Below are 16,661 nucleotides of genomic sequence, written 5' to 3'. Positions count from 1 at the left end.
CTTACTGTTTCTCGAGAAACTGCTTCAGTGCCGCGAGATCGCGTGCGACCCATTGCGCGTCAGCGGCGAATTGCGCGTCGCTCATGCCTGCGGTCCGGAGCAGGGTGAGCATCACTTCGCAGCCGTCGCGGTTGGCGACGACGCGCATCGGTATATAGATCTCGTCGCCCTGTCCGGTGCTCACATAGTGGTCCAGCACGCCGTACGGATTGCGCGGCGTGAAGCGCACGGCGACGGGGCGGCCGTCCGCGCTTTCGAAGGTCCATTGCGCGCCTTCACCGCGCAGCGGCTTGCCGAGCCCCGACGCCCATTGCGCGAAAGACAGTGGATGCTCCATGAACGCGTACGCCTCGCGCCAGTCGCGCGCGATCGTCACGCCGATCGTCTTCGCTTCGACAGTTTCCGTCATGGTCGTCTCCGTATTGATGGCTGCACGTCGTGTGTCTCAAGTTTCGCGCACGGCGTGCCGATATGGAATTGAGCGGCCTTGTGTGACGCATGGTTGAAACGGCTGTCGATCTACCTGCGATCCACCCAAAATTACGCCGATTCAGGATTTTGTATCAGAGTGTTCGCGTGCCGCGTTTTCCGGTGCCTGCACTTTACAATGCGGCTTTGATCTGAATGGTCAATCCGACCCCTTTAGCGGAAGATCGCATCATTTTCGACGCGGCTCCGTGTCAGGTGGATTGATCCCGGCGTAACGCCGGAAGGTTGAGGCCGCAACGAGGCGGCATGCTGCGCGCCGTCCGTGGGTGTCGATGGACATCTGCTGTTCGGGCGAACCGCGAGCATCCGGTCTTTACACAACAATGCGCGAATAAGGCGGGAGTGCATATGTCGAAGAATGGATTCGACACGAACTGGGCCAGTTTTGCGAGCATCACGCTCGCCTTTATGTTGGGTGCCTGCGCGCAAGTCGGCGAGCAGGGTGCAAAGAACAACGACGCGGCATCGACCGCGCAAACAACAGCTGTCGATTCCACCGCCGCAGCGCCTGCCACGCAGATGGTTGCGCAGCCCGTGCCGCCCGTGATCTACAAGGTGAAGCGTGGCGACTCGCTGGCTCGTATCGCGCGCAGCAACAAGGTCACGGTCAAACAGATCGTCGCGTGGAATCATCTGAAGACTTCTTCGCGCCTGCATATCGGGCAGCCGTTGAAGGTGTCGTCGCCGGATGCAGTGAAGATGGTCGCGGTGCCGGCGGCTCCTGCTTCTGCTTCTGCTTCCGCGCAGGCGTCCGCTTCTGCCACGAAGAGTGCGCCAGCCGCTGCCAGCGTAGCAGCAGGCAGTGGGACGGCCGGCAACACGAGCGGCGCTCCGAACACGGCGGCGCCAGTACCAGTAACAGGCGCACCCGCGCCGAGCGCCGCCGACGCGCGTGAAGTCAACGCCGAAGTCGCGCGGCATGCAAAAGGCGTCGCGTTGATGTGGCCGGCGCAGGGCAGCGTGGTCGAAGGCTTCCAGCCGGGCGAGACGCGCGGCATCGAGATTGCCGGCAAGCCGGGCGACCCTATCCGCGCTGCCGCGGACGGCAAGGTCATGTATGCGGGCACAGGGCTGAACGAGTACGGCAGCTTGATCATCGTGCAGCACAACAAGGATTTCCTCACGGCTTACGCGCACAACCGCAAGCTGCTGGTGAAGATGGGCGATATCGTGCGCAAGGGGCAGCAGATCGCCGAAATGGGCAGCGAAAACAACTCGCGTGTCTCAGTGCTGTTCGAACTGCGCCACGACGGCAAGCCCATCGACCCGATGCCCTTTCTGCCGCATCAGCGCGGATAATCCCCGTTTCTTTTCATCTCGCCGGTGCTGAGCCGATAAACCTCAGCACCGCGGCGACGATTGCTTCGGGCGCATCTTCCTGCATCAGATGCCCGGCATTCGGCACGGGCTGAAAGCGCGCGTGCGGAATGACGCTGGCCAGGTGCTGGCCGCGTTCGATCGGAATCCACTCATCGTCCTCGCCCCACAGGATCTGCGTGCGGCAGCGCATTTGCGCGTAACGCGCTTCGACCTCATCGGTGTAGCGCTGATCCATCTGCGCGATCTGGCGATAAAACGCCGCTTGCCCCACGTCGCCTAGCCACGGCGCGACATAGGGCGCGAGATCGTCGTCGGATATCGGCCTGGCGAGCGCGCCACGAATGTACGCATCGACGATGGCTTTATGAATGTATGCGGGCAGGCCGGCGAACGCCGCGGCGTGTTCGCGCACGTGCCGCACGAACGGCGAGCCCCACGGCGCAACCGCGACGGGATCGATCAGCGTAAGGCTCGCGTAGTCGCAACCATCTATCAGATGCGCGCGCAGCGCCGTCGCGCCGCCGAAGTCATGCGCGACGACATCGGGTGCATCGAGTTTCCAGTGTTCGAGCAGCGCGGCAAGCAGGCCATTCTGCACGCCGAGCGACACGTCCTGGTCTTCACGCTTCTCCGATTGCCCATAGCCGAGCAGATCGTAAATATGGACCGTATGGTCCTGTGCGAGATGCGGCGCGATCCTGTGCCATACCCATGACGAAAACGGAGTGCCGTGAATCAGTACCATGGGCGGCCCGTCGCCGAAGACCCGATAACGAACCATCTGATCGCGATACGTGAACTGCTGATCGAGCGTCCAGTGTGTCATGCGTGTTCAACTCCGTTCGGCGTTCGTGTGAGTGTGGTTCGCTTTTGAGTCGATAAGTTCGCGCACACACCGCACGCTCATGTGCGCTCCCGCATCTTCTCACCGTAGCGAGGAAATCCACTCTTGCATGCTGCAAATCGAGCTTTCAACACGCGTGAAGCGAATTCGCAAAAGGTGAGTCGATACAGGAGCGCGCCCCGCTTTCGCTATTTATGCAGCGAGTCAATTGCGAAACAAATGAGTCGATTAATCAGCTTCCTTCAAGCGACTTTAAAATCGGCGCAATCTGACCATGTGCATGCAGTATCTCGGGACTGCCCTGCAAAATTTGCCGATAACGCGGCAGGAAAATATTGCCTGGCAGGTCGTCCGAGAAAAGACCCACGGTCGATTCAACGGCTGCAACACGATCGGCACTGGTCGCTTCTGCATCGTCGAGAATCTCATCGGTATTGGCAATTACCGTCGACAATGGATTGAGCCAGCGAAAGCCCGTTCCGTTGATCAATACTTGCAGAAAGGCGGCGGGCGTGACGGGACCGAACTCCTTCTCATACAATGCGCGCTCGTGATCGAGGATCGCCTTGTGCAGCACGAGTAGCGGCTTGCGAATGTCGCGAAGAAACTGAATGGCGCGCTCGTCGTTGATGTTCATCGTGTGACTCCAGAAGCGGTAATCCATTGAGTAGAAGCAGGCAGTCGGGCAGATGTGTAAGCCACGGAAAGAAAATGCGCAGTTCGAATGAAGCATTTGCTAAACCGAACAGAGCGGAAGCGAAAGAGCAAGTGCAAAATAATCGTTCCGTCGTTCACTTCCCACATCAGAAACTGTGCCGGTTGCTTTTTTATAGGCAGCTGAACGATGCTATGCTGGCGACGCCCATTATGACGATTCGCTGACCATATCAGTCTGTCGGCGTGACGGTGTCCGATACCGGATTACCCGTGCCGTTCCGGCGTTCCGGCGTTCCGGTTAACCCTACGCATACGTAATCAACCTCTCGGACATGCAAGACCAACACACGGCAAACCTGCTCGACTATTACACGCGACATCAGACTTCCGTGCAATGGCGCGGCTTTCTGACTGCGCTTGCCGAAGAGTTCGACACGCAACTCGATACGTCGCAACTGCGCGTGCTGATGTCGCGCATCGGTGCCCGCTTCGCCGCGCGCTATCCGGCCAGCGACTGCACGACGCTCGACGACCTCGCTGCTTTTCTCAACGGCATATGGTCGGGACTCGACTGGGGTTTCGTCGGTCTTGCCGAACGGGACGACTATCTTTCCATCGAACATAGCTGCGCGCCGCTTGCCGCATTTGGCGAAACGGCTGCGCCGTGGGCATCGGCGTTTCTCGAAGGCGCGTATCAGCACTGGCTGCACGAACTGGGTGCCGGGTCGCTGGCATTGCAGGAATATCAAGGCACCAGCGCGCATGTATATGAGTTCAGACTGTTGAAAGCGCCGTGACTTACTCTGACTAAACTTGGCGCGAGCGAAGACGTTAACCATATAGTGAACAGTGTGCCGCACGGGCATGCTGATGAAGTGCAGGGATGCGCAGGACGAGCAGGGGGAACATCATGAGCGTTTCAGACGACGTCGGTAATCTGTTCCGGCGCTTCGGCGGCGACGCCGGGCAATATCAGGAAGTCACGCGGGACGACGACGCGAAGCACGCTGCGCTACGCTGGCCGTTGCTGAACGCGCTCGACATCGCGCACACGGAAGCCGTGCCGGATGCCGGTCGTCCCGCGGCGTCGCCGGCGGCGCGCGTCCAGCCCGCCGTGCAGGCGTTGCAGCCTTCGCAGCCGGCGCGCGCAGTTGACGCGCCCGGCGCTTCCGATTCCGAATCCACTGGCCCGGCGCGTCCGCCGTTATTCGCGCGCGGCCATCGCCATGCGTCGATGCCGCCGCCCGTCGCGCCCGCGCAAACGGGCGCGAGCCGTTTCAGCCCGCCGCCCGCCGTCGCGGCTGCCACGGATCGCACGAATGCCGCCGCGAATGCGCCGACCATGTCGTCTGCACAGTCCCCGCAGTCCGCACCGTCCATACCATCGGTGCCCGTGACGCCCGTTGCCGAATCGCCGATGAAATCCGTCGCCCCCGCACCGGTCGTTGCGCCATCAGCACCGCCCGCGCCGCTGGCTTCACTGCCGTCACGCGATGCCGCGCCGCAGCGCCCGGCACAGGCCGTTCCGGCCGCCCCTTTTTTCGAAGAGCGGCAAACGTTTGCTCGTGCCCCATTTAACAAACCGGTTAACAAGCCAGTTAACAAGCCGGTCACGGAGAGTCCTCGCGTCGCATCGCAGCAGGGCGGTTCGATCCTCGCCAGCCTGTTCGGCGGCAAGAACGCGCCGCAGCCGGAAGCGCGCTCCGATGGACCGTCGAAAGACCTGTCGACGCTCTTCGCGCGGCTGTCGCATGGATCGGCGGCGCCCGGCCGTTCACTGCGCGACACCTTCAAATCGCGTTTCAAGGCGGATGGTGACGCATGAGAGTCGTATCCGTTGTTTCTGCTAAAGGGGGCGTCGGCAAGACGACGCTCGCCGCGAATCTCGCATCGGTGCTCGGCTCGAACGGCAATCGCGTGATCGCCGTCGACTTCGATCCGCAAAACGCGCTGCGCCTGCACTTCGGCATTCCCATCGATAACTACGACGGCGTCGCGCGCGCGACGCTCGCGGGCGCTTCGTGGCGCACGGTGATGTTCGACGGCATCGACGGCATTACCGCGCTGCCGCATGGCGCGCTGAACGAAGACGACCGGCGCGAGTTCGAGGCGCGCCTGGACGCCGATCCGTATCTGATCCGCGCGTCGCTCGAATCGCTCGCGCTCGATACCAACGACATCGTCCTGATCGACACGCCGCCGGGCGCAACCGTCTACACGCGCGCCGCGCTGCTCGCCGCCGACTTCGTGCTGAACGTGGTAATCGCCGACGCCGCATCGTATGCAGCGATTCCGCAGATGGAGCGGCTGATCCAGACATACGCGCTGCCGCGTCAGGACTTTATCGGCTACGGCTATGTGATCAATCAGGTCGACCAGAGCCGCAGCCTGACGAAAGACGTGGTCAAGGTGTTGCGCGATTCGCTGGCGGACCACATGTTCCCCGGCGTGATCCATCTCGACCAGGGCGTCAGCGAATCGCTCGCCTACGACACCACCGTGATCCACTACGACACGCATAGCCAGGCGGCCGCCGATCTGCGCGCCTGCGGCGACTGGTTGGGCGCACGCCTGAACGGTCGGGCCGGATTGCCGAGGAACGTCGCATGAGCACCGCACCCGAGGACATTCTCGAAGCCGTCGACGCCGAGCCGCCACGCCGTTCGCGTTTCGACCGGCTGGCGTCGCATCTGATCGATGGACGCATTCTCGGCAGCAAGCCGGTCACGCTCGTGCTGGTGCTGCTCGCGCTGGCGGCGCTCTTTTTCGTCTTCACCGTGCCGCTCGCGTTCGGCGAGCAGCTCACGTTCGCGATCTGCTGCTTCGTGTGCGCGCTGCTGTTCCGTCGCGCGAAAGGGCACTACGCGACGCTCGTGATGATCATGCTGTCGGTGATCGCAACGGGCCGCTATATGTATTGGCGTCTGACGGAAACCACGTACTGGGAGCGTCCGCTCGACGCCGCGTGGGGGCTGCTGCTGGTAACGGCGGAAGTGTATGCGGCGCTCGTGCTGATGCTCGGCTACTTCCAGACGGCGTGGCCGCTCAGGCGCAAGCCGTTGCCGCTGCCCGTGGATCGCAACGCATGGCCGACCGTCGACATTTTCATTCCGACCTACAACGAGCCGCTGTCGGTCGTGAAGCCGACCATCTATGCGGCGATCGCGCTCGACTATCCGAAAGACAAACTGTCGATCCACGTGCTCGACGACGGCCGTCGCCCGGAGTTCAAGGCGTTCTGCGAAGAAGTGGGCGTGGCGTGGACGATCCGCTCGCACAACCGCCACGCGAAGGCGGGCAACATCAACGAAGCGCTGAAGATCACCGACGGCGAATACTTCGCGATCTTCGACTGCGATCACATCCCGACGCGCTCATTCCTGCAGGTCGGACTCGGCTGGTTCCTGCGCGACAAGAAGCTGTCGATGCTGCAGACGCCGCACCATTTCTTCTCCGCCGATCCGTTCGAAAAGAATCTCGGCACGTTCCGCAAGGTGCCGAACGAAGGCGAACTGTTCTACGGTCTCGTGCAGGACGGCAACGATCTGTGGAACGCGACGTTCTTCTGCGGTTCGTGTGCGCTTCTGCGCCGCACGATGGTCGAAGAGATCGGCGGCATTGCCGTCGAGACCGTGACGGAAGATGCGCACACCGCGCTCAAGCTGCACCGTCGAGGCTACACGACCGCGTATCTGGCAATTCCGCAAGCGGCGGGTCTTGCGACGGAAAGTCTCGGCGGCCACATCGGCCAGCGCATCCGCTGGGCGCGAGGCATGACGCAGATTTTCCGTATCGACAATCCGCTGACGGGGCGCGGGCTCTCGTTCGGCCAGCGGCTGTGCTATCTGAACGCGATGATGCACTTCTTCTACGGCATCCCGCGTCTCGTGTTCCTCACCGCGCCGCTGTCGTTCCTGTTCTTCAACGCGCACATCATCCAGGCGGCGGCGGGCACGATCGCGATCTTCGCGCTGCCGCACATGTTCCACGCGAACATCACGAACTCGCGGATGCAGCAGAAGTTCCGCCATTCGTTCTGGTCCGAAGTCTATGAATCGGTGCTCGCGTCGTACATCACGGCGCCGACGCTGCTCGCGCTGATCAACCCGAAGCTCGGCAAGTTCAACGTGACGGCGAAGGGTGGGCGTATCGAAGAGCAGTACTTCGACTGGGGCATTTCGCGGCCGTATCTGATCCTGCTGGCGCTGAACCTGATTGGTTTTATCGTCGGCTGCGTGCATATCGCGCTCAATTCCAGCTCGCACAGCGAAGTGCAGACGACCGTGCTGAACCTCGCGTGGACGGGCTACAACATGCTGATCCTCGGCGCGAGCGTCGCGGCGGCGCGCGAGCAGCGCCAGGTGCGCTCGACACACCGCGTCGCGATGCGCATTCCCGCGTCGCTGCGCTTCTCGACGGGCCGCACGCTGGTATGTGAAACGGTCGACTACGCCGAAGGCGGCGTCGCGCTGCAACTGCCCGCCGCCATTCAGGTGCCGTTGCACGAGAGCGTGGTCGTGTCGCTGTTTCGCGGCCAGGAAGAATTCGTGTTTCCCGCCGATGTCACCTATTCGGTGCCGGGCCGAGTCGGCCTGAAGTTCGCGCCGATGACGCGCGAGCAGGAACTCGATTTCGTGCAGAGCACGTTTGCACGTGCCGATGCCTGGACCGGCTGGGCGGAAGGGCGCGAAGTCGATACGCCGCTCAAGAGTCTGTCACACGTGATGCGCGTCGGTGTGGGCGGCATCGGCGGACTGTTCGAACATCTGTATGCCGACCTGCGCACGTGGAGCGGCAGACGCAAGGCCGCAGCAACCGACTCGAAGAACGGAAAATAAAGCATGGGGATCTTGCGAAACAACACCGCTGGTTCAGCAGCGGCGAAGCGGATGGGTGCGCGTTTGTCGATTCGCAACGCATGGCGTCTGCCACTGCGCGCGACGCTCGCCGCGTCGCTGCTGTTCGGGGCGTTGTTGCCGACCGTTCGGGCGGCCTCCGACGCGACCCCTGCAACTGCGCCAGGTGCGATTCCCGCTACGCGCGCCGAACTCGCGGCGAAGCCGGGCACGACGCCCGCGACGACGCCACTCGTGCCGTCCGCGCCGGCCGGTTCAGGTTTGCCGCCGCTGCCAGCCGCGAAACCTGTCGATCCGCGCGCCGCGTTGCAGCCCGCATTCGCCGAGCCGATGGCGCAGACGTTCGCCGCCGTGCGCAGCGGCCGCGACACGATGCCGACCACGGCCGACAATGGCACGGCTGTCTCGGGCGGACGTCGCCAGACCTTCACGTTCGCGCAACTGGGCGCGCTCGATCCGCTGCAATTGCGCGGCGTCGATGGCCAGAACGGCGTGCCGTTTTCGGTGCGCGCCGACGAAGTGGTGACGGGCGCGAATCTGCATCTGATCTACAGCTACTCGCCGTCGCTGCTGTCCAACCTGTCGCATCTGAAAGTGCTGGTGAACGGCGAAGTTGCCGCGACCTTGCCGTTGCCGCGCGAACAGGCCGGCACGCTGCTCGCACGAGACATTCCGCTCGAACCGCGTCTGATCACCGAGTTCAATCACCTGAACGTCCAGTTGATCGGCCATTACACGCAAGGCTGTGAAGACCCCGCGAGCAGCGCGTTGTGGGCGACCGTCAGCAATGCGAGTTCGCTCGATCTGACGTTTGCATCGCTGGCGACGAAGCCCGATCTCGGCGCGCTGCCGCTGCCGTTCTTCGACCGTCGCGATATCCGCCGCCTCGAACTGCCGTTCGTGTTCGCCGCGAAGCCTTCGTCGCAGGCGCTGGAAGCAGCGGGCGCCGTCGCGTCGTGGTTCGGTTCGCTCGCAGGTTATCGCGGCGCGCTGTTCCCCGCGCAACTCGACAACGCGCCGTTGTCGGGCAACGCCGTGGTGTTTGCGACCAACGACGAACGTCCGGCCGGCGTCACGCTGCCGACCATCAACGGACCGATGCTGGCCGTCGTCGATCGCGAAGCGCCCGCGCGCGGCAAGCTGCTGCTCGTGATGGGCCGCGACGCGCGCGAACTGAAGATCGCCGCGAACGCGCTGTCGCTGGGCGAAGCGGCGCTGTCGGGCACCGTGCAGACGATCACGCACGTCGACGCGCCGCGCGCGCGTCAGCCGTACGACGCGCCCGGCTGGCTGCCGACCGACCGCACCGTGCGCTTCGGCGAACTGACCGTGCCGAAGGATCTGTCCGTGCGCGGCTATAACCCGGATGTGGTGCGCGTCGATCTGCGCATTCCCCCCGATCTCTTCACGTGGCGCACAAAGGGCGTGCCGGTCGATCTGCGCTACCGCTTCACGGTGCGTCCCGCGCCCGACCGTTCGACGCTCAACATCAGCGTGAACAACAACTTCGTGCAGGCGCTGCGCATTCCGGCGCAGTCATCGTCGATGCTCGATCTGGGCCGCTATCTGAACCGGATGCTGCCGGACAACACGGCGCCCGCGTCGAAAGAGATCTACATTCCGCCGCATCTGCTCGCGTCGCAGGCGCAACTGCGTTTCCACTTCTACTACGACATGCCGAAGACGGGCGAATGCCAGGGGCAGGTGCTCGATAACGTGCGCGGCGAGATCGATCCCGATTCGACCATCGATCTGTCATCGTTCCCGCACTACATGGCAATGCCGGATCTCGCCGCCTTCGCGAACAGCGGCTGGCCATTCAGCAAGCTCGCCGACCTCTCGCAAACGGCCGTGATCCTGCCCGTGAACGCGAACCCGAGCGACTACAGCCTGTATCTGATGGTGATGGGCCGCATGGGCGCATCGACGGCATACCCCGTCACGGGCGTCACCGTTGCGACCGCAGCGGATGTACAGCGTTTCGCCGACAAGGATCTGCTCGTGATCGGCGCGCCTGGCCAGCAGCCCTTGCTGACCACATGGGAAAAGGACATGCCGTTTTCCGCCGACGACGACACGCGCCGCATGCAGTTCTCGAACGTGTCGTTCCGTATCGCCAACTGGTGGCATGGCGATCGCGGCGGCGTCCGTACGGCGGGTCGCGCGGACCTGTCGCTGGTGAATGCGTCGGGCGATGCGATTGTCACCGGCTTCCAGTCGCCGCTCGAAAAGGGGCGCAGCGTCGTGGCGCTGATTTCCGCGCCCGGCCAGTCGGAGACCGATCTGACCAATGCGATGCTCGATCCCGATCTCGTCCAGTCGATCCAGGGCGGCCTGACGGTGGTGCGCGGTCGCACGCTCGAAGTCGTGTCGAACGGCGACGTGTATTACGTCGGCCATCTGTCGCCGATCGAATACATGCGCTGGGCATTGTCCGTGCATCCGCTGCTGCTGCTGTTCGGCGGACTGATCGCGGCGCTGATCATCGCGGCCGTGTTCTACCGGATGTTGCGCGCGGTCGCTGCGCGCCGGTTGAAGGATTGATATGCGGGCAGCAGTTTTCTCACGTCCGTTGCGTACCGCACTCGCGTGCGCGGGCCTTGTTGTGGGGATGACCGGCCATGCACACGCCGCAACGTGCGACGACTGGTCCGCGTATCGCGCGTTCGTGTCGCGCTTCGTGCAGCAGGATGGACGTGTCGTCGACTTCTCGACGCCGACGCAGCAGACCACATCCGAAGGGCAGTCGTACGGCATGTTCTTCGCGCTCGTCGCCAATGACCGCGCGACCTTCGAGCGTCTGCTGCGCTGGACGCGCGCGAACCTGTCGGCGGGACGTTTCGACGGCGAGGACGTGAAGCTGCCTTCGTGGCAATGGGGCAAAAAACCCGATGGCTCGTATGGCGTGCTCGACCCGAATTCGGCGGCGGACTCGGATCTGTGGATCGCGTATGACCTGTTCGAAGCGGGACGCCTGTGGCACGAACCGGCCTATACGAAGCTCGCCTATGCGCTCGTCACGCAGATCGAAAAGCAGGAAGTCGCCGATCTGCGCGGCCTTGGTCCGATGCTGCTGCCCGGTCCACAAGGGTTTCGCAATGGCAACACGACGCGCCTGAATCCAAGCTATCTGCCGTTGCCTCTCATTCGCGCGATGGCCGCGCAGTCGCCGAACGGGCCGTGGGCGCGCATCGCGGATAACGCGTTCAAGCTCATCAAGACGACCGCGCCGCTCGGCTTCTCGCCGGATTGGGCCGCTTATCGTGAAAGCTCGGGCGATGGCCAGTTCATCGTCGATCCTCAAAAGGGCGATGTGGGCAGCTACGACGCGATTCGCGTCTATCTGTGGGCCGGGTTGACCGCACCCGCCGACCCGCTCGCGAAGCCGTGGCTCGCTGCGTTGCACGGCATGCGCGACCGGATTGCGCAGACGGGCGTGCCGCCCGAGAAAGTCGCGACGACCACCGGCAACGCAACGGGTGAAGGCCCGATTGGTTTCTGGGGCGCGCTGCTGCCATACTTCCGTGCGTTTCGCGATACGCGCGCAGCGGGCCTCGCGCAAACGCATCTGGCCTCGCTTGCAGCCCCTGCGCCCGCACCGGGCGCGGGACAATCCACACAAAACCAGCCTGTCTATTACGACGAGGTGTTGATGCTCTTCGGTACAGGGTCCGCAGACGGCCGCTACCGCTTCGATGAAAACGGACGACTGGTGCCGCGTTGGGAGAACACATGCCAATCCGCCAACGCGCGCTCGTAATCGGCGTCGCGCTCACGCTGGGCGCGGGCGCGGCGGCGTCGGCATTCGCGCAGGCGCAGCCGAACGACCCGATGAACGTCCTGATCGATCAGGGCAAGTACTGGCAATCGCACAAGCGCGGCGATCTCGCCGAGCAGGCGTGGCTGAAAGTCTTGCGCATCGATCCGAAGCAGCCTGACGCGCTGTACGGCATGGGCATCGTGCTGGCCGACCGCAAGGATGGCGCGGGCGCGCAGCAATATCTGGCGCGCTTGCGCCAGGCCGCGCCGAACTATCCGAACATGGATGAACTCGCGCGCCGCCTCGGTCAGTCGAGTCCCACCGATCAGGCCGTCAACGACGCGCGTCGTCTCGCGCAGGCGGGGCAGCAGGCGTCGGCGGCACAGGCGTACCGGCAGGCGCTCGGCACGAAGCCGACCAATCCGCAGCTTGCGCTCGAGTATTACCAGGCGCTCGGTTCGTCGCCGCAAGGCTGGGAAGAGGCGCGCCGCGGGCTGGAGCAGCTTGCGCGCGAGCATCCCGACGATCCGCGTTTTGCGCTCGCGTATGCGCAGCATCTGACGTATCGCGAAGCGAACCGGCGCGAGGGCATCGAGCAGCTGGCGCAGTTGTCGAAGGATTCCGTGGTCGGCGCACAGGCGAAGGCCGCGTGGCGCCAGGCATTGCTGTGGCTCGGCGTGCGTGCGTCCGATGCGCCGCTGTTTCAGGCCTATCTGTCCGTCTCGCCCGATGACGCCGCCGTCAAGGCTCGCGCCGATTCGATCACGGAACAGGATCGTCGCGCGTCAGAACGTGCGCAGCAGAACGCGGGCGCCGATGCACGCGGCCGCACCGTCGCGGAAGGTTTCGCTGCGCTGGATCGCGGCGATCTGGTGACGGCGAAAGCGCGCTTCACGTCGGTGCTCGCGAGTTCGCCGAACGACGGCGACGCGCTCGGCGGCATGGGCGTCGCGTTGCTGAAGCAGGAGCAGTTCGCACAGGCGCGCGACTATCTGCTGCGGGCGTCGCAGCAAGGCGGCGCGGCGCGCTGGCGCGAGGCGCTCAATAGCGCGACTTACTGGATGTACACGAGCGAAGGTCTCGGCGAGCAGAGCAACGGCAATCTCGCGCAGGCCAAGGCATCGTTCGAAAAAGCGATCGCCGTGAGTCCCGGCGACGTCACCGCACAAACCGCGCTCGGCGATGTGCTGATGCAAAGCGGCGATCCGCGCGGCGCGGAAGCGGCGTTTCGCATGGCGTTGCGCCGACAGGCCGACAATCCCGATGCGATACGCGGCCTCGTTGGCGCGCTCGCTGCGCAGGGACGCGGCGACGAAGCGCTCAGTTTTGCCAATCAGTTGACGGACGAGCAGCGTAAGAAAGTGGGCGGCGCGGACCGTCTGCGCGGTGAAGCGCAAGCGGCGCAGGCGCGGGCAGCCGAAGCACGCGGCGATCTCGGCAATGCGCGCAGCCTGTTCGAAGACGCGCTGCTGAGCAATCCCGACGATCCTTGGCTGCGGCTCGACCTTGCACGTATCTATGCGAAGCAGGGCGCGTATGCGAATGCGAAAAGCATCATGGATGGGCTGATCGCGACGCACCCGGAGATGCCCGATGCGTTCTACGCAAGCGCGCTGCTTGCCGCCGACATGCAGGACTGGCGCTACGGCCTGTCGCAGCTCGAACGCATTCCGCTCAACAGGCGCACCGACGCGATGGCGATGCTGCAACATCGGCTGTGGGTGCATCAACAGTGCGACGAAGCCGTGGCGCTCGCGAAGAGCGGTCGCGTCGCGCAGGCACGCGGCATGCTGCAAAACGCGGAACCGGTGGCGGGCAATAATGCGGAACTGATCGGCGCGATCGCGTCGGCTTATGTGAGCACGGGCGATACACCGCGCGCGCTGATGATGGTGCGCAGCGCCGTTGCTCGCTCGCCGAACGATGCGGGTCTGATGCTCACCGATGCAGGCATTCTGCTGAACGCAGGCCAGGATATCGAACTGGGCGAAGTGATGCGCCGGCTCGCGTCGATGCAGTTGACTGGCCAGCAGCGCACTGACTTCGAGAAGATCAACGTGGCGATCGTCGTGCGCCGCACGGATGCGTTGCGTCAGGCGAACGATCTCGCGAGCGCATTCGACGTGCTGTCGCCATGGCTTGCTGCACGACCGAACGATCCCGACATTCTCGCGGCGCTCGCGCGTCTGTACACCGCGAACAACGACAACGCGAACGCATTGGCCACGTATCGCCTTGCGCTCGCGCAGAATCCGACCGACATGGGGCTGCTGCTGAACGCCGCGGGCGCCGCGACGCAGATCCGCAAATTCGACTTTGCCGAGTCGACGCTGAAGCAGGCGTTGCGCATCGCGCCGAACAATGCGGATGCGCTTGCCGCGATGGGCCGGATGTACCGTGCAGAGGGCAGGAACAATCTTGCCGCGCAGTATTTCCAGCGCTCGCTGATTGCGCAGAATGCGCCGCTGGCGCGGCCCGGTGCGACGACCGCGAGCGCCAATGGCCAGCCCGTGCCGAGCGGCTGGGACGTGCCGTTGCGTTCGCGCGGGCCGATTCCCTTGCCCGGCACGAATCCTTTTGCGAACCGCACGTCGGCGGATGCGTCGAACAGTGTGCCGTTCCCAGCGCAGAATACCGGTCTGACGACCCAACCGTATCCGATGCCAGCTATGCCTGCTTACACACCGCCGACGCAGCCGGCAACCGCGCCTTATGCGCCTTATGTCGCGCCGCAGCCGCAGCAGTCCCCGGCCTCGCAGATCAATTCGCTCGAGACGCTGGCGCCGCAGGCAGCGTTGAGCGGAAACACGACGCCTGACACGGACGGTTACGGCCCCGATCAGTACGGCTCGTCGCAGTCGGGCGGCGGGCTTGCGCCGGGGCAGGCGTATCCGGCGCAGGGTTATGCGCAGCCGGCGCAGACCTATCAGCAGCCGTATCAGCAACCTTATCCGCAGCAGTATCAGCAACCGGTGTATGCGCAACCGGCTGACGTCAGCACGCCGTGGCCGATGTCGCCGCAGGCACAGGCCGCCGCGCAATCTCAGGCGAATCAGGGTGCGGGTGTGCAGCCGTCGTCGAAGAAGCGCCCGGCGAAGAATGCGCGTAACACCGGCAATAACAACGCCGCGTATCCGCAGCAGGGATATGCGCAAGGTGGCTACCCGCAAGCCTATCCGCAGCAGCAGGCTTATCCGCAGCAAGCCTACCCACAGCAAGCGTATCCGCAGCAGCGTGCGTATGCGCAGCAGTATCCGCAGCAGGGGTATCAGCAGCCTTATCAGCCCCAACCGCCACAGCAGCCGTACCCGCAACAGTCGTATTCGCAGAACTACACGAATCAGGGCTACGGGCTCGTACCGTACATCCCGCAGCCGCCTGCGCCTTATCCGACGCGCAATGCGCAAATGCAGGACGAGCAGGCGCGGCAATATCCGCAGCCGACCCAGCCGCAGCCGCTGACCGTCGAGGAGGAACTCGCGCAGATCAACCGCGAGCAGACCAGCACCGTGAGCGCCGGCATCCAGTTCCGCAATCGCGACGGCGAAGACGGTTTGTCGAACCTGACGGATATCGAGGCGCCCATCAAAGGCCGCATTCGTGCTGGCGATGGTCACGTGACCGTCGAGGTCACGCCCGTCACGCTGGACGCGGGCACAGCGAGCAGCAGCGCCAACACGCTGGCCCGCTTTGGCAGCGCTCAGGTCAATCAGGCCACCAATCCGTACGGCTCGCAGACGGCCACGGGCGTCGGTGTAGGCGTCGGCTACGAATACCGCGGGCTGAAGACCGATGTCGGTGCCACGCCGTTCGGCTTTCGCGAGCAGAACATCGTCGGCGGCGTGCAGTTCAAGGGCGGGTTGACCGACAAGGTGTCCTACCGGCTGACGGCGGAACGCCGCGCGGTGACCGATAGTCTGTTGTCGTATGCGGGCGCGCGCGATGCGCTGGCGAACCTCGAATGGGGCGGCGTGACGTCGAACGGCCTTCGCGCGGACGTCGCCTGGGACGACGGCACGAGCGGCCTGTATGCGAACCTCTCGGGCGACTACTATGATGGCCATCACGTCGCATCGAACACGTCGATCAAGGGCGGCGGCGGCGTGTACACGCGTCTTTACAAGGACGCGGACCAGACCTTCACGGTCGGCGTGAACACCACGTGGATGCACTACAACAAGAACCTGTCGTACTTCACGTATGGGCAGGGCGGCTATTTCAGCCCGCAGCAGTATGCGATCCTGAATCTGCCGATCGAATGGACAGGGCGCAACGGACCGTTCACGTACGATCTGAAGGCGTCGATCGGCGTGCAGCATTACCGGCAGGACGACTCCCCGTATTTCCCGCTCGATCCAACCATGCAGAGCGACGCCGCCACGCGTTTCGCCACGTCGAACCAGACGCTGGCGGACCCGAACGCGGTCTATCCCGGTCAGAGCAAGACGGGCGTGTCGTACTCGATCGACGCAGTGGGCGAGTATCAGCTTGCGCCACAGCTCGCGGTCGGCGCGGCAGCGTCGTTCGGCAACGCGTACGAGTATCGCGAGTTCGTTGCCGCCGTCTACGTACGCTACGCATTTACCAAACAGACTGGCTCGCCCGTCTTCCCGCCTTCGCCGCTCAGGTCGCAGTATCTTCCTGTGAACGATTAAGCGCGCTTCCTGAAAGCAGCAACGCAGCGCGTTGCTGCTCCTCTCCTGCTGCCAAATGAACGACGGCCGTCCGCCACCAC

The 16,661-nt window shown here is 64.0% G+C and carries 11 protein-coding genes; 8 read left to right on the top strand and 3 right to left on the bottom strand.

The window, feature by feature from the left end:
• Position 1: 1 nt before the first annotated feature.
• Positions 2–409 (bottom strand): SRPBCC family protein, encoded by a 408-nt coding sequence (locus tag G3O01_RS29790; RefSeq protein WP_205810179.1) that lies wholly within the window; start codon positions 407–409, stop codon positions 2–4.
• Between the two features lie 428 nt (positions 410–837).
• Between G3O01_RS29790 and G3O01_RS29785 the strand changes: the two genes are divergently transcribed.
• On the top strand, positions 838–1,788 hold the full coding sequence (locus G3O01_RS29785; RefSeq protein WP_205810178.1) for a peptidoglycan DD-metalloendopeptidase family protein: 951 nt from the start codon (positions 838–840) through the stop codon (positions 1,786–1,788).
• 13 nt (positions 1,789–1,801) lie between these two features.
• Here G3O01_RS29785 and G3O01_RS29780 read toward each other — a convergent pair whose 3' ends face one another.
• Together G3O01_RS29780 and G3O01_RS29775 are read right to left on the bottom strand one after the other, a co-directional pair.
• On the bottom strand, positions 1,802–2,635 hold the full coding sequence (locus G3O01_RS29780; protein WP_205810177.1) for an alpha/beta hydrolase: 834 nt from the start codon (positions 2,633–2,635) through the stop codon (positions 1,802–1,804).
• A gap of 250 nt (positions 2,636–2,885) precedes the next feature.
• A complete protein-coding gene (locus tag G3O01_RS29775; protein ID WP_205810229.1) occupies positions 2,886–3,284 on the bottom strand; it encodes a hypothetical protein in 399 nt (132 codons plus the stop codon).
• Between the two features lie 358 nt (positions 3,285–3,642).
• Between G3O01_RS29775 and bcsD the strand changes: the two genes are divergently transcribed.
• The 7 genes from bcsD (at position 3,643) to G3O01_RS29740 (ending at position 16,581) form a co-directional block, all read left to right on the top strand.
• On the top strand, positions 3,643–4,107 hold the full coding sequence (gene bcsD, locus G3O01_RS29770) for a cellulose biosynthesis protein BcsD (RefSeq protein WP_205810176.1): 465 nt from the start codon (positions 3,643–3,645) through the stop codon (positions 4,105–4,107).
• 113 nt (positions 4,108–4,220) lie between these two features.
• Entirely contained in the window at positions 4,221–5,135 is a 915-nt protein-coding gene (bcsP, locus tag G3O01_RS29765; RefSeq protein ID WP_205810175.1) for a cellulose biosynthesis protein BcsP, read from the top strand.
• Positions 5,132–5,920 (top strand): cellulose biosynthesis protein BcsQ, encoded by a 789-nt coding sequence (gene bcsQ / locus G3O01_RS29760; RefSeq protein ID WP_205810174.1) that lies wholly within the window; start codon positions 5,132–5,134, stop codon positions 5,918–5,920. The genes bcsP and bcsQ overlap by 4 nt, the downstream gene beginning before the upstream one ends.
• Positions 5,917–8,148 (top strand): UDP-forming cellulose synthase catalytic subunit, encoded by a 2,232-nt coding sequence (gene bcsA / locus G3O01_RS29755; protein ID WP_205810173.1) that lies wholly within the window; start codon positions 5,917–5,919, stop codon positions 8,146–8,148. Before bcsQ ends, bcsA begins: the two co-directional genes overlap by 4 nt.
• A gap of 3 nt (positions 8,149–8,151) precedes the next feature.
• Positions 8,152–10,710: a cellulose biosynthesis cyclic di-GMP-binding regulatory protein BcsB gene (bcsB, locus tag G3O01_RS29750; protein ID WP_205810172.1), complete on the top strand. Its 2,559-nt coding sequence runs from the start codon at positions 8,152–8,154 to the stop codon at positions 10,708–10,710.
• A 1-nt stretch (position 10,711) separates the two neighbouring features.
• Complete coding sequence (gene bcsZ, locus G3O01_RS29745; protein WP_205810171.1) at positions 10,712–11,926, top strand: cellulose synthase complex periplasmic endoglucanase BcsZ; 1,215 nt, start codon at positions 10,712–10,714, stop codon at positions 11,924–11,926.
• The gene (locus G3O01_RS29740; protein ID WP_205810170.1) at positions 11,899–16,581 is read left to right on the top strand and encodes a cellulose synthase subunit BcsC-related outer membrane protein; all 4,683 of its coding nucleotides are present in this window, start codon (positions 11,899–11,901) and stop codon (positions 16,579–16,581) included. The genes bcsZ and G3O01_RS29740 overlap by 28 nt, the downstream gene beginning before the upstream one ends.
• Positions 16,582–16,661 lie beyond the last annotated feature (80 nt).

The organism is Burkholderia sp. Ac-20365 (assembly GCF_017104715.1).
Taxonomy (GTDB): domain Bacteria; phylum Pseudomonadota; class Gammaproteobacteria; order Burkholderiales; family Burkholderiaceae; genus Paraburkholderia.
This window is presented reverse-complemented; position numbering and strand designations above follow the sequence as displayed.